The following is a 14,176-nucleotide window of genomic DNA, read 5'->3' on the forward strand; positions in this document are numbered from 1 at the left end:
AGAAGCTTTTCCGAGCACATAACGGGTAGCACAAGCTTTGGTTTTATTTTTTAAATCGGCTTAACTACTTATATTTTGATTTTGGATATTTTGATTTTGTCGGAAATATTGTCGGAAATATTGATAGTACAACTGGCACATTGGCAGAACTTTATTACCTGAAAATTTGATTAGCCCAATGCTGCGTAGTTTAAAAGCAAACTGACTATCTATTTGCAAGGGTTGAGCACTCTGCACCAAAGATTGATAGACCTCAAGCAAGGCAGGATCTTCTTTCAAAATACCTAACTGGCGACGCAGATGATCGGCATAAATTCCTTCCTCAGTAGGCGCTAATTCTAGTAAATTTTCCCAATCAATTCTACCTCTCGCAATTTGATAAAGAGCTTGTCTAACTAGATAGGGATGACCACCTGTCAGTTTCTGGAGATGCTCTATTTGCGCTGGTGTCCAAGCTAATTGATGGCAATATACGAGATCTGTGATTTGCGAGAGATTGAATTCGGGTAAGTCAATTGGCAAACCCACATTAAAGGGAGATTGATTGACATTGAGAGGAATATAAACTTCTTTGGAATGAACAATCACTAGTCTTAGTTTTTTCCAAATATCTTCGTTCTTTGCCTTTTCATGCCATGCTCGTAATAGTCCAAAGAAATCTGAAGAAATCTTCGGATATTGAAAAATTAAATCCACATCATCTAAACCCAACACTAAAGGCGAATCTCTAGCAGTTAAAAGATAACGCTGGAAATATTTGGTGCATTTATTTTTACTGCCTAAGACCCCTTGCCAATAGGGTTCTAGATTGTCATCTAGGTCTAACTCTAAGGCAATACTGGTGCAGAGCCACCGCAAAAACAAATCCAGATCGTCAAAAATATCACTATCAGCTTGCTGGAAGTAGAGATGGGCAACCTGATATCCCTTAAATTTAGCTAAGGAAAGAGTGCGTGATAATAGTGATGATTTTCCCATTTGCCGTGGTGCTTTAATGCGAATTAGAGAACCTGGCCGCAGCATCATTTCGCAACAGTCGGTTTCGATGGGTGGACGTTGCATATAGAAAGCAGATTTGACCTCAAGCTGACCTTCTGGTTCTTCTAACTGAAACGCAGGGGCAGTCTGGTTGGTAACTGGGGCAGTATTCCCCATCTTTAGTAATTTTTCTAGGGCTTGCAATGTCTCTGTGGCATCTTTGAAGCGTTGCCGATAGTCATAGCGCAACATCTTGTCGATGATTGCGGCTATTCCTGTATTGATTGGTCGATTAACTTTTGCTACTGCCAGCGCAGACAAATATTCATTGGTTTGTGGATCCTTGGGAAGTTCCTTAAGTGATAGACCTGTATAGGACTGTAAGCACATAATTCCCAATGCATAAACATCGCTACAGAATTGGGGATTACCTCCTAATTGCTCGCTAGGGGTGTATACAGGGGAGCCAATCACAATTGTGTTAGCGACTTTACTATCTTTTTCTGAAATTTCCCAAAAATCACTAAAATCACTGGATAAAGCTTTAACTGCGCCAAAGTCAATCAGGGCAATTTTGCGATCGCGACTACGGCGAATTAAATTGGCAGGTTTAATATCTCGATGAATCACCTGTGATTTATGCACAAATGCTAAAACTTGCAAGATGTCCCACATCGCCAAAATTAATTCTTTTTGGCTCCATGTATGACCATTACTTAGCTCTTGAGCAAGGGTGTAACCTTCAATAAATTCCTGTACTAGATAAAACTTGCCTGCTTGTTCAAAATGTGCGAATAGCCTTGGGATCTGATCATGATTACCTAAGTTATGGAGAGTTTTGGCTTCACTATCAAACAGACGTTTTGCGATCGCAAGATCTGCTTCATTCTGAACTTTAGGTCTTAGTTGTTTGACCACACAGGCAGGTTGATTGGGTAGTTGCAGATCTCGCGCCAAAAAAGTCCTGCCAAAACCACCACCACCAAGCGGTTTTACAATTTGATATCTACCCGCAAGAATAATCTTTGTGGTGGTCATGGTGTGTCATTACTTAAAAAATTTAGTAACATCTGTCACAATCATAGCGCGATCAATAAATTAATAAATAATGACTTGATTTGTATGTCTGCTGATATATCTATAAACTAGAACATTACTCAGTTGTTACATAAAAGATTAAACGTCATGACTACACATTTCATAACCGCCGAAGTAGAAATCAACGAGAATCAAGATGCGATCGCCAAAAATCTCATCGCTGATGTTGAGCAACAACTGGCTCAGCATGGGCAACCCTTGCGCTGGGCAATTACCGAGGTGAATACTGAGGCAACCACTGGCAAGCAGACGGCAACCGTTGAGGCAGTCGTAACCCGCAGCTAGATGGAAGTTTAGAGAAGTTTAGATATGCTTGCTTCAGGATTTAAGGTCATTAGATATGCAGAACTTGACTCAACGAATAGTGAGGCATGGCGACTAATTGATCATGATCGTTCTGAAGCAAGCCATACCGATCCACATCAAACCGTAATTATTGCCAAGCGCCAAACCAAAGGTCGAGGTCAACGCGGTCATCACTGGCAGTCCGAATTGGGCGGATTGTTTATGTCCGTAATTTTGCGGGTAGATTTAGCGGCGATTAATGCCCATCAGATTACGCTATGGAGTGCTTGGGGCATTGCTAAAAAATTGCAGGAAGTCGGTGCAAATGTGAGGTTGAAGTGGCTCAACGACCTATTAATTGAGCGTCGTAAGGTGGGCGGTATCCTTACGGAAACCAGAATTGAGGCAGGAAAGATCGATTATGCCGTGGTGGGGATCGGCATTAATTGGACTAATGAAGTACCTGAAGGTGCGATCGCAATTGGTGAGCTGCCAACTACTCTATCGAGCATGGATGAACTCATTGACGTAGTGCTAGAGGGCATTGCTCTAGGGCAAAATCGCAGCAACCGTGAGGGTATGGACGGCATTTTAGCTGAATATTTACAGATGCTTTGCGATCGCAATATTCGGAAAATAGTTGACGGACGGGAACTTCACGGTCAAATAATCGACATAAGGGCAACAGGCGAACTAGTAGTAATATGGGAAAGCGATCGCCAGCAAGCGGTCTATCAGCCCCAAGCTTTTTCTGTTGGTTATTGAGAAATACATCTGTATTGATGTAGCCTTGCCAAATCTCAAAAATTTATAGACTTAACTATGCGAAAATCGACACTTTCTACGCTCACCCTAGCTACTTTGCTGTGTTTCTCCACAACTAGCTATCTATCAGTTAGCTCAGCATACGCCGCTACCAAGTCAGCCATTTCCCCAGATATCTCGGTATCGCAGCCTTCCTCCACAATGACATCTGAACCTGCTGCGGTCAATACTCCTGCCAGTGATGTTGTCGACATTAAAATTGAAAATAATGCGGGCTTTACGGCAAATGACAAAATTGACAATAGCCAAGCAATTGCTCCACCACCTGTACAGGTAAATATTCAGACTAATTCGCAGGTAAACTCACGCCCTATCACTGTTACTGAGTCAGAGCCTGAAATTATCTTAGAAAATCGCTCAACTGGTTGTAAATTCAAGGCTAGCAGCCTCATGGAGCGAGATGCGGCTCTATGTAATCCTGAAATTGCGATCGCAGCCAAACAACAAAATCGTGCTAATTCTCAATATCAATATGCAACCAACGATGGTGGCGTATTGTATGCAGCCGCATCGGGTGAAACGGCAGTGCAAGTACGCCGCCTCACTGAAAAAGAAATTGCCGCCATGAGCTTACCCAGTAATGGCGATAAGCAAATGCTGTTCCCCTTAATTGCTCCCTCTATCATTAGTTCCATCTTTGGCAGTCGTGTCCATCCCGTCACAGGACAGGTGCGCTTCCACCAAGGTACAGACTTAGCTGCTCCAGAAGGAACTCCTGTGGTCGCGTCCTTTAGTGGTCGTGTGGAAATTGCGGGATGGCTGGGCGGTTATGGACTGATTGTCGTCATTTCCCATGGTGATACCCATGAAACTCGCTATGCCCACCTGTCAGAAGTGCTCGTTAAAGAAGGTCAAGAGGTCAAGCAGGGAACTGTGATCGGTCTAGTTGGTAGCACAGGTATGGCAACTGGCCCCCACCTCCACTTTGAGATTTGGCAAAAGATGCAAGATGGTCTAGTGGCAATCGATCCCACGCCACAGTTAATTTTAGCCATGGAACAACTGCAAAAATACCTAGCGCAATCGCAAGGTTCACCTAGCAAAGCTTAAAAATCAATTTTTTGAAAGACTGCCGCAGACAGTCTTTCAAAGTAAGTAAGAAGTGCTAAAGCTTTGGGGCTTATTCTTTTGGGAGATGAAAAGCGGTATATTGGCTAGAGTGACCCACTTATCGATCCAAAATTTAAAAAACCTTGATTGCAACTCCCATTAAACCAACCACAACGACAAGACGACCTGTATTTCCTTTCACCGCCGTGATCGGACAGGAAGAGATGAAGCTCGCCCTGTTGCTCAACGTCATCGATCCCAAAATCGGTGGGGTGATGGTAATGGGCGATCGCGGTACGGGCAAATCCACAACCGTTCGCGCCCTTGCCGACCTCTTACCCGAAATCGAAGTTGTCGCTGACGATCCCTTTAGCAGCCATCCTACCGACGGCGATCTCCAGAGTGAAGAAGTGCGCCGCCGTGTTGCCAATGGCGAAACTTTGCCTGTGACCACCAAGCAAGTGATCATGGTGGACTTGCCTCTCGGCGCAACCGAAGACCGTGTTTGCGGCACAATCGATATTGAAAAGGCATTATCTGAAGGTGTTAAAGCCTTTGAACTCGGACTACTTGCCAAGGCAAATCGCGGCATTCTCTATATTGATGAGGTCAACCTCCTCGATGATCACCTTGTCGATGTGTTGTTAGACTCGGCGGCTTCAGGCTGGAACACCGTTGAGCGCGAAGGTATCTCCATCCGTCACCCTGCCCGCTTTGTCCTAGTTGGCTCTGGCAACCCCGAAGAAGGCGAATTGCGTCCCCAACTGCTTGACCGTTTTGGTATGTATGCCGAAATTCGTACCGTGCGTGAGCCAGAATTGCGGGTGCGGGTGGTCGAAGAGCGGACTAATTTTGACAGCAATCCCCATGGATTTCTCAAGGAATATTCAACAGAGCAAGAGGAACTACAAGCCAAAATCGTCAGAGCGCAAAACATGCTCGGCGAAGTAGAAATCCCTCAAGATCTGCGCTTGAATATTTCTAGAGTTTGCTCTGAGTTAAATGTTGACGGTTTGCGTGGTGACATTGTCAGCAACCGTGCTGCTAGAGCGATTGCTGCCTTTGAAGGTCGCAAAGAAGTTGAGGTAGATGACATTAAGCGCGTCATCGGTCTATGCCTGCGTCACCGTCTCCGCAAAGATCCTCTCGAATCTATTGATAACGGTTATAAAGTTCTCAAAACCTTCAACCAAGTTTTTGGAATTGAGGAAGAATAATAAAAAAGCCTTGCGTTGCAAGGCTTTTTTATTAGAAATGCTGAAAAGCAGATTGCATTTTGATGCCATCAATTTGATTACCCTCCACAATTTCCCCGATAATTGCGGCATGAGGTAACTGATGTACTAATTTTTTTGCCAAGGGCAAAGGCATACATAAAACTAGTTCAAAATCTTCTCCACCATAAAGCACCCAATCGAGCGCCTGCTCGCCTGCTAAATTACGAATAATTTTCGGGATTGGTAATGAGCGCCAATATATTTTTGCACCCACATGACTAGCCCGACAAATTTGGGCGATCGCATCGGCAAGTCCATCGCTGCTATCCATGCCTGAGATTGGAAAACCTTGTAAATAATGCTCATGATTTAGAATTTCGTGGAGAATTGCGATCGCATCAAATCTTGGTTTGGGTCGTTGATGATATCGACAAATTGTTTGCACTAATTCCTTGTTTTTCTCTAAATTTTGATCTAATAACAGCTCTAAACCTGCCTTAGACAGACCATGTAGCCCCGTCATCACAATTACATCACCAACCCGAGCCGTATGCCTTTGAATTAAGTTATCCTTGGGGACTTGTCCAAAGGCAGTTACCGCTAAAGTTCGCATCGGTGAGCGTACGGTATCGCCACCGACTAATTCTGTGCCGTAGGTGCGTAAACATTCACTAAAGCCACGATATACCCCTTCAATCCAATTAATTTCAGTATCAGGGGTTAATCCCACAGACATGACCAATCCCCAAGGCTTCGCCCCCATCGCGGCTAAATCCGATAGATTCACAGCCGCCGCCCGCCAACCAACATCTTCAGAGCTAGTAGTGCGATCGCTAAAATGCACACCATCCACCAACATATCAGTGGTCACCACCATCTGATGCTCTGGCAAAGTTGCCCCCATGGGCGCAGCATCATCACCGACCACATTGCTACAATATTGCCGAAAAATTTTCAGCAATCCTTGTTCACCTAAATCTTTAACTGTCGTCATTTTTAGTAAAATACTCTCCATATTCCCCTCAACCTTAGGGAGAGGGGCTAGGGGTGAGGGCGCTATGGATAGAAAGTAAGCTTAGGCAAAGCTAATGACTCTTCCCAACCCATCATGATGTTCATACATTGCACAGCTTGGGCAGCTTGCCCCTTCATCAAGTTATCGATCGCCGAAACAACGATCACTCGACCTGTGCGCTCATCTACCTCTACACCGAGATAACAAAGATTTGTGCCGAGCGCCCATTTGGTCTGAGGGAAAGTATTTTTCGGCAAAACCTTGACCCATTCAGAGTTGCGATAAAAAGATTTATAGATAGTTAAAACATCATCTTTGACTAAGCCGGGGTCGCGCAGCTTGGCGTATACCGTCGAGAGAATACCGCGAATCATCGGAATTAAGTGCGGTGTAAATTGGACTAATACCTCTTGACCCGCCATATCACTACAAATTTGTTCGATTTCGGGAGTATGGCGATGGCTAGCGATACCATAGGCAGCGAGAGAGCCATCGGCTTCAGCAAGTAATAAATTTGTTTTCGGCTGACGACCACCACCCGATGTACCAGACTTCGCGTCAATGATGATCGTACTTGGATCGACTAAACCCTGCTTGAGTAAAGGTTGTAAAGCCAATAAACTTGCCGTGGGATAACACCCTGCACAGCCCACCAGATCTGCCGTGGCAATCCGATCGCGATAAATTTCGGGCAGACCATACACAGCCTTAGCATTCACATCCGCATCAGTTCGAGCCTCTTTATACCAAGACTCATAGACTTGCAGATCGGTAAAGCGATAGTCTGCGGATAAATCGAGAACTTTACAACCCTTCGCCAAAAGACGGGGGGCAATCTTACTGGCTAGACCATTGGGCAAAGATAAAAAGACGACCTTACAGCGTTCTGCGATCGCATCGGGTTCTAAATTTTCGATGGGTAAACTAACCGCATGGGCAATATGGGGATATAAATCCGCAAAGTTTTGCCCCACAGAACCACTCCCACCCATGTAAGTAATATTTACTAATGGATGATCTAGCAGCAATCGAACTAATTGGATACCGCCATAGCCCGATGCACCAATAATACCTACGGGGACTCGATCCTGTGAGACCATATATTCACTCCATTAAAGTCAAAAAAGTATTAAACAGGCTTTTGTGTTCGGGTTAACAATTTGACCTGACACGATCGCGGCAAACTTATCTAAATGCTTAGCGCCCAAATACTACAACAAAGTATTGCAGACATGCAAAGAATATATTTGGCAAAGTCCTATGGCAAAACCGTCTGACGATTCTCCAAGTCAACAACCCATAACACCATCGCCGCAGCCTGACGATCAGCAAAATGCGCCAAAGACAAATCAGGCTAGTAATGATTTGCCTAGACCCAGACTGAGAGAGCTGATACCCCTAAATCTGAAGTTGCCTCAACCCAAATTCTTTAGATCACGTCAATCCGAATCAACTAGACCGATTCATCCACACTTCCCCAAACCATCTTTGCCACAATTGGGGGTGAGTTGGGTATGGATATTTATGATTATGGGAAGCTATACCTGTATCGGTTACTTTCTTTCAGTGCTGCTGACTTTTCCTAAGCACCAATATTTAGCGATCGCAAGTTTTATTGTTGTCACCATATTACCGACCTTGACTGCCTTTGCCGACTTTGCCCTCATGAAATGGAGCTACCTACTAAGTGGATTATTAATTATTGGTGGATTGATCTTTTTAGCTAGTGTAAAATTTGAACTAATAGTTTTAGCAATCGTGGCATGGGTGGGTGTAACTGCGATCGCCTTTGTGGGAGATTTTCTAACCAAAAAGCGAAAGCCTTGGGTAGTAATTGGAATTTTGACCAGTTGTTGCATAATTGGATTGGGCATTGGGCATCAGGCTTGGCAGATTGCTAAATCATGGACTTAAAGAAATAGAACATGAATGAGATTCCGTCATCTCTCTATTCCAATCACAAACTAGAGCATGAACTAATTGCCCTAGCGATGCTGTCTTGTCAAAGTCCTGAGGAGTTACTAAAGATATTTTTGACTAGTCTCGGTAGCAGACTCAATGCTAGTCGCATCGTCATTTATCAGATGCTCAACACCCAAAAAGGGCATATCTTAGTTGAAGCGATTTCTCCAGACGTACAAAGTATTAAAGATCGCATTTATTCAATCCATTACTTAGGGATCAATTCAGTTACAAATGTAGGCTGCGATCGCACCTTCATTTGTCCTGATGTTACGCAAATCGATGCGGATGTCAGCATTCATCAGCAATGGCAGGAAACACAAGTAAAAGCGATGATGTCAGCGCCGATTAGACTTGACCTGTTATCCCATAACAATATTTGGGGATGGGCATTGGTGCAGAGTCATCACCCCAAACAATGGGAATTAGAAGAGTCCCATCTATTGTTTGACTTAGCACAGGTTTTGGGACAATGTCTGCAAAATTGGGAATTAAAACTACAGTTTCCTCATTTATACGATGCGAATCAGCAAAATCTTCAGCAAACTATTGAAAAAGCAGAATTTTGGGCAAAAAGAACAGAATTAATAGAGGAAGGTAATTCAGTCGATCCATTAGAAAAAAATTTTTACTCAGAAGAGATCACCCTTGCTAGTAACTTTTTGATAGTTGATGATCAAGAGAATCTTAGCCTTGACAGAATGCATTACAAAAAATCAGATAATCCACTCGATCATGCTGTTAACATTGCCATGGAAAAGCTGGAACAGAAAATAATCGAGCAAAGCTTTCCTCTTTCGCCCTATAGTTTTGCCAATAGAAATAAACCCTATAGATCAGAAGTTTTTAAGTACGAAATTGACCTAGAATCACAAACCCTAGAAGATATTTTAGAGAATAAATCTCAATACAATGTTCAAAGTCAATATCAAGGTGAATCTCAACATGAATCTCAACGTAAAATTGAATATTTACAACAGAAAGTCAGTGAGCTAGTTGAAGGTTTGCAGCAAAAATTACATGAAATTTCGATTCTTCAATATCAAGTACAACAAATAAGTGAAGCCCAGCAGGAAATTCGGCAGCTATTGAATGGCTTACTAATACCCAAATCACCATAACCCTAGAAGCTTTGCTACCCACTTAGTGGGCAGCAAAGCTTCTAGGTAACTACTTAATTTTTCGCTGCGATCGCTGATAGGATAAAAAATGATTTAAAAGTGTTATTGCCCTGTAAAGCATGGATTTTCAGTCGGTTATTTTGGCGTTGCAAAAGTATTGGAGCGATCGAGGCTGTCTGATTGCTCAACCCTACGACACCGAAAAGGGTGCAGGCACGATGAGTCCGCATACTTTTTTGAGAGCAATTGGACCTGAGCCTTGGAGTGTTGCCTATGTGGAACCATGTCGTCGTCCCACCGATGGGCGCTATGGAGAGAATCCCAACCGTTTGCAACATTACTATCAATTTCAAGTAATTCTCAAGCCTTCCCCCGATGACGTTTTAGATCAATATCTCAATAGTCTCAAGCATTTAGGAATCGATCCCGCCGATCATGATATTCGCTTTGTAGAAGACGACTGGGAATCCCCAACCCTTGGCGCTTGGGGTGTGGGCTGGGAAGTCTGGCTAGATGGTATGGAAGTCACGCAATTTACCTATTTTCAGCAAGTTGGTGGTTTAGATTGCCGTCCTGTCTCTGCGGAAATCACCTATGGTCTAGAGCGTCTAGTCATGTACCTGCAAGGGGTGGACTCAGTTTACGATATCGTTTGGCGATCGCACCCAGAGCTAGGCGATATTAAATATGGGCAGGTGCATCACCAAGGCGAAGTCGAGCATAGCGCCTATAACTTCGGCAATTTTGGCGGTAAACCGCAAGAGTCTGATCTACTATTCCAACTATTTCTGCAATATGAAAAGGAAGCAGGACATTTGCTCGAATCTGAGTTAGTGTTGCCAGCTTTTGACTATGTTTTAAAATGTTCCCACTCTTTTAATTTACTTGATGCGCGTGGGGTCATTTCTGTCACCGAGCGGACACGCTATATCGGCCGCATTCGCAATTTAGCCCGACAGGTCGCCAAGCTTTACTATAACCAGCGCGAAGCATTAGGCTTTCCCCTCGGCGCTGAACTAACATTACCAGTCTAAGTAAGTAAAACCCTAAAGACTGTGGCGCACGCGCAGCGTGCGCCACAGTCTTTAGATCTGGATTTTAATTATAGCTACTTAGCTGGATTTGATGGCCTGTATTTCTCGCTCAGCGAAAAACCAAAGCCTATGGCTAACCTTCATAACAAAGCCTCACTTTAGTGAGGCTTTTAGTTTATGTCGTGAAATTGTCAGAATTGCTAAGGCTTATGCTGCAAGGTTTTTGGAGTTTTTGAAACAACCCGTCATAATTTGTGACAATCTGTAATGAAAAACGTTCCAACGACATAGTATAAACAAATAGGTTGGAAATTAAATTAGCAAAGCAGAAATGCAGTTCATGCAATTATCTGTTTTTAATAATTTATTCGGATTTCTCCAGCTATTTAAAAACAAAGATTTTTCTAAGTTTTTCGATTGAAAGATCGGATAGTATTTAGATCGGTAGCACAGAACTTGCTCTTTAGCGATTCGGTGTGATCCTAAACATAAAAAATAATTACACAAAAAAACTGGAGATAACAGTATATGTTCGATGCATTTGCAAAGGTAGTATCCCAAGCCGATTCTAGAGGTGCTTACATTAGCTCAGCTCAATTGGATGCTCTAACCGCTATGGTTGCAGAAAGCAACAAGCGTTTGGACACCGTAAACCGTATCACCAGCAATTCTTCTAAGATCGTTGCCGATGCTGCTCGTTCTTTGTTTGCGGAACAACCTTCTTTGATCTCTCCTGGTGGAAATGCATACACCAGCCGTCGTATGGCTGCTTGTTTGCGTGACATGGAAATTATCTTGCGCTATGTCACCTATGCTATCTACGCTGGCGATGCAAGCATCTTGGAAGATCGTTGCTTGAACGGCCTTCGCGAAACATACTTGGCTCTTGGTACTCCTGGTGCTTCCGTTGCTGTTGGCGTACAAAAGATGAAAGATGCTGCGATCGCAATTGCTAACGATGCTAACGGTGTTACCCGTGGTGATTGCTCTGCTCTAATGAGCGAAGTTGGTAGCTACTTCGACAAGGCTGCTGCTGCTGTTGCTTAGTTCTGACGATTAGTCCTTAATCAGTCTCTAGTTGATCTAGACGGTTAATGACTATCTGAATTACTCAAACAATCCCCTTCCGCATTGTAATTAATGCATTGCGCTTAACAAAACTCTTATCAAGATTATTTTGGAGAATATTTCACAATGAAAACCCCTTTAACCGAAGCAGTATCAGCCGCCGATTCTCAAGGCCGTTTCCTCAGCTCTACCGAAACTCAAGTTGCTTTCGGTCGTTTTCGTCAAGCAACCGCAGGCTTGGCTGCTGCTCGTGTTTTGAGCGAGAAGGCTGATTCTTTGGCTAATGGCGCTGCTAATGCTGTATACAGTAAGTTCCCTTACACCACCACCATGACTGGTCCTAACTACGCTTCCAGCCAAACTGGTAAGGACAAGTGCGTACGTGACATCGGTTACTACTTGCGTATGGTTACATACTGCTGCGTAGTTGGTGGTACAGGTCCAATGGATGATTACTTGGTTGCTGGTATCGCTGAAATCAACCGCACCTTTGATCTTTCTCCTAGCTGGTACGTTGAAGCTTTGAAGTACATCAAGGCTAACCATGGTTTGAGCGGAGACTCTGCTGTTGAAGCAAACTCCTATATTGATTATGCAATCAATGCTCTTAGCTAATTCTTTCTAGAAAAAACAAAAAGCACCCCACCGGGGGTGCTTTTTGTTTTTTAATATATTTTTGAAAAACATTGCTTTGCTTAGAAATTAAAAAGATGATAAATGCCGAGTCTGATATCCCAGATGATAACCCGTTAACCATTGAACAAGCGATCGCAAATTTACAAAGTGACGATTTGGGTTTGCGGGTATATGCCGCATGGTGGTTAGGTCGCTTTCGGGTGAATGTACCAGAAGCAATTGATTTATTGATCATTGCTTTGTCAGATGAAGCCGATCGCACTGAAGCAGGTGGCTATCCATTGCGACGTAATGCAGCGAGGGCATTAGGAAAATTGGGAGATTGTCGTGCTGTGCCTGCCTTGATTCAATCTTTAGATTGTGATGATTTTTATGTGCGCGAAGCCGCCGCCCAAGCCTTAGAGATTCTGGGAGATCACACCTGTGTACCTAAATTAGTTGAATTAATCAAAAATTCCAATTCAAAAACGAGTGCTGATATTGAGACTGAAGAACCCTTTGATGCTTTTCTCGAAGCACTGGGAAGCTTGGGGGCAGTGGTCGCAATTCCCTATATTTTGCCATTTTTAGATCATCCCATTCCCAGAGTGCAGTATGCAGCAGCAAGAGCAATGTATCAATTATCAGAGCCAGACCTTGCTGAGCAATATGGAGAACGTCTGGTGTCGGCATTAAACCATAAAGATTTACAGTTACGCCGCACTGTGCTTACTGATTTGGGCGCGATCGGCTATTTAGGAGCCGCAGAAGCAATTAGTAACACCATGGCCGAAAACAGCTTAAAATTAATTTCTCTCAAAGGTCTATTGGAAAAACAAATTGTTTGTGCCACACCTCCCGACCTTACCGATGGTGCTATCAAAGTTATGACATTGATGGATGAATTGCTCTAGCCTTTTAACACCATTAAAAGCTTGTGTTGCCCGCGCAGTAAGCGACGAATTTATTGTAAAGTAAAGAATCGCCAAGAGCTTCTCTTATCTCTATCTATATATGACTGATCGCCTTTCTCAACTTATTAAAGCTGTAGAAGAATCTGATTCTTCAAGACTACTTGTCCAATCAGTTCAGAATTTAGCGGCAGCTCGATTAGAAGGTGCTATTCCCACCTTGATTGAGGCACTTAGTTACAATAACCCTGGTGCAGCAGTTGCGGCTGTAGATGGATTAATTCTATTGGGAGATCCTGCGGTTCCTGCTTTGCTCGAACTGTTGGATATGCACAACTACACAGCACGCTCATGGGCAATTCGAGCTTTAGCTGGAATTGGTGATCCTAGAGGTTTAGTTACTTTGATTGGGGTGGCGACGGCTGACTTTGCGATGAGTGTCCGTCGGGCAGCAGTCAAAGGATTAGGCACAATGAAATGGCATTGGTTTCCTCATGAACTGCGGGAAATAGCCCAAGCAGAGGCTCTAGAAGCCTTGTTATTCGTTGCGCAGCAGGATGAAGAATGGGTGGTTCGCTATGCGGCTGTAGTTGGTCTGCAATCCTTAGCAATTGCGATCGCAGATATCCATCCAGACTGGCGGGCATGTATTCAAACTCAATTCAACTTGATGTCTTGCAATGACGAGAGTTTAGCAGTGCGTGGTCGCGTATGGTATGCCCAAAAAATGCTGCAACAACACCTAGAGAATCTAAAAACTAATTCCCATGCTTCGTATGAGCATTCTCCTAAGTATCAAGTTTTGACATCTCCATCCCAGCAATCTCCGTTAACTCAAAATGACTGGGAGGTGATTTTAAATAATCTGTACGAAATTAAGCGTCAAGAAAGAACTGAAAGAGGTTATGAAGGTGATCCAAGTCGTTTTCAAGACTTAGCGGCTGTGGTTGCTACGGCAAGCTCTGAGCAGAATACTTAACTTTTTAATCCGTGCAAT

The 14,176-nt window shown here is 43.6% G+C and carries 14 protein-coding genes; 11 read left to right on the forward strand and 3 right to left on the reverse strand.

Annotated features, from left to right (window positions below):
• Window positions 1–60: 60 nt before the first annotated feature.
• Window positions 61–2,016, reverse strand: a complete 1,956-nt coding sequence (locus H6F41_RS04415) for an AAA-like domain-containing protein (RefSeq protein WP_190402273.1) — start codon at window positions 2,014–2,016, stop codon at window positions 61–63.
• Between the two features lie 147 nt (window positions 2,017–2,163).
• On the opposite strand from H6F41_RS04415, the gene H6F41_RS04420 reads away from it, so the two are divergent.
• From H6F41_RS04420 to bchI, 4 genes are all read left to right on the forward strand, one after another.
• Entirely contained in the window at window positions 2,164–2,361 is a 198-nt protein-coding gene (locus tag H6F41_RS04420; protein ID WP_190402274.1) for a hypothetical protein, read from the forward strand.
• Window positions 2,362–2,385: 24 nt separating this feature from the next.
• Window positions 2,386–3,126: a biotin--[acetyl-CoA-carboxylase] ligase gene (locus H6F41_RS04425; RefSeq protein WP_190402275.1), complete on the forward strand. Its 741-nt coding sequence runs from the start codon at window positions 2,386–2,388 to the stop codon at window positions 3,124–3,126.
• Window positions 3,127–3,183: 57 nt separating this feature from the next.
• Window positions 3,184–4,236, forward strand: coding sequence for a M23 family metallopeptidase (locus H6F41_RS04430; protein ID WP_190402276.1), 1,053 nt, complete (start codon window positions 3,184–3,186; stop codon window positions 4,234–4,236).
• A gap of 146 nt (window positions 4,237–4,382) precedes the next feature.
• Window positions 4,383–5,453, forward strand: a complete 1,071-nt coding sequence (bchI, locus tag H6F41_RS04435) for a magnesium chelatase ATPase subunit I (protein WP_190402353.1) — start codon at window positions 4,383–4,385, stop codon at window positions 5,451–5,453.
• Window positions 5,454–5,484: 31 nt separating this feature from the next.
• On the opposite strand, the gene thiL is transcribed toward bchI, so the two are convergent.
• Entirely contained in the window at window positions 5,485–6,468 is a 984-nt protein-coding gene (thiL, locus tag H6F41_RS04440; RefSeq protein WP_242022920.1) for a thiamine-phosphate kinase, read from the reverse strand.
• A gap of 41 nt (window positions 6,469–6,509) precedes the next feature.
• Window positions 6,510–7,568 carry an N-acetyl-gamma-glutamyl-phosphate reductase gene (gene argC / locus H6F41_RS04445; RefSeq protein WP_190402277.1) on the reverse strand — a complete coding sequence of 353 codons (1,059 nt, stop codon included), beginning with the start codon at window positions 7,566–7,568 and terminating at the stop codon, window positions 6,510–6,512.
• 160 nt (window positions 7,569–7,728) lie between these two features.
• Here argC and H6F41_RS04450 point away from each other — a divergent pair, with 160 nt between their 5' ends.
• From H6F41_RS04450 to H6F41_RS04480, 7 genes are all read left to right on the forward strand, one after another.
• Window positions 7,729–8,382, forward strand: a complete 654-nt coding sequence (locus H6F41_RS04450) for a hypothetical protein (RefSeq protein WP_190402278.1) — start codon at window positions 7,729–7,731, stop codon at window positions 8,380–8,382.
• An 11-nt stretch (window positions 8,383–8,393) separates the two neighbouring features.
• Window positions 8,394–9,551: a GAF domain-containing protein gene (locus H6F41_RS04455; protein WP_190402279.1), complete on the forward strand. Its 1,158-nt coding sequence runs from the start codon at window positions 8,394–8,396 to the stop codon at window positions 9,549–9,551.
• A gap of 119 nt (window positions 9,552–9,670) precedes the next feature.
• Entirely contained in the window at window positions 9,671–10,585 is a 915-nt protein-coding gene (gene glyQ / locus H6F41_RS04460; protein WP_190402280.1) for a glycine--tRNA ligase subunit alpha, read from the forward strand.
• A 528-nt stretch (window positions 10,586–11,113) separates the two neighbouring features.
• A complete protein-coding gene (locus tag H6F41_RS04465) occupies window positions 11,114–11,632 on the forward strand; it encodes a phycocyanin subunit beta (RefSeq protein WP_190402281.1) in 519 nt (172 codons plus the stop codon).
• Between the two features lie 147 nt (window positions 11,633–11,779).
• Window positions 11,780–12,268 carry a phycocyanin subunit alpha gene (gene cpcA, locus H6F41_RS04470; RefSeq protein ID WP_190402282.1) on the forward strand — a complete coding sequence of 163 codons (489 nt, stop codon included), beginning with the start codon at window positions 11,780–11,782 and terminating at the stop codon, window positions 12,266–12,268.
• A gap of 95 nt (window positions 12,269–12,363) precedes the next feature.
• On the forward strand, window positions 12,364–13,182 hold the full coding sequence (locus H6F41_RS04475) for a HEAT repeat domain-containing protein (protein WP_190402283.1): 819 nt from the start codon (window positions 12,364–12,366) through the stop codon (window positions 13,180–13,182).
• A gap of 100 nt (window positions 13,183–13,282) precedes the next feature.
• Window positions 13,283–14,158, forward strand: a complete 876-nt coding sequence (locus tag H6F41_RS04480) for a HEAT repeat domain-containing protein (protein WP_190402284.1) — start codon at window positions 13,283–13,285, stop codon at window positions 14,156–14,158.
• The last annotated feature ends 18 nt before the right edge of the window (window positions 14,159–14,176 follow it).

This window comes from Pseudanabaena mucicola FACHB-723, assembly GCF_014696385.1.
In the GTDB taxonomy this organism is placed as follows: domain Bacteria; phylum Cyanobacteriota; class Cyanobacteriia; order Pseudanabaenales; family Pseudanabaenaceae; genus Pseudanabaena.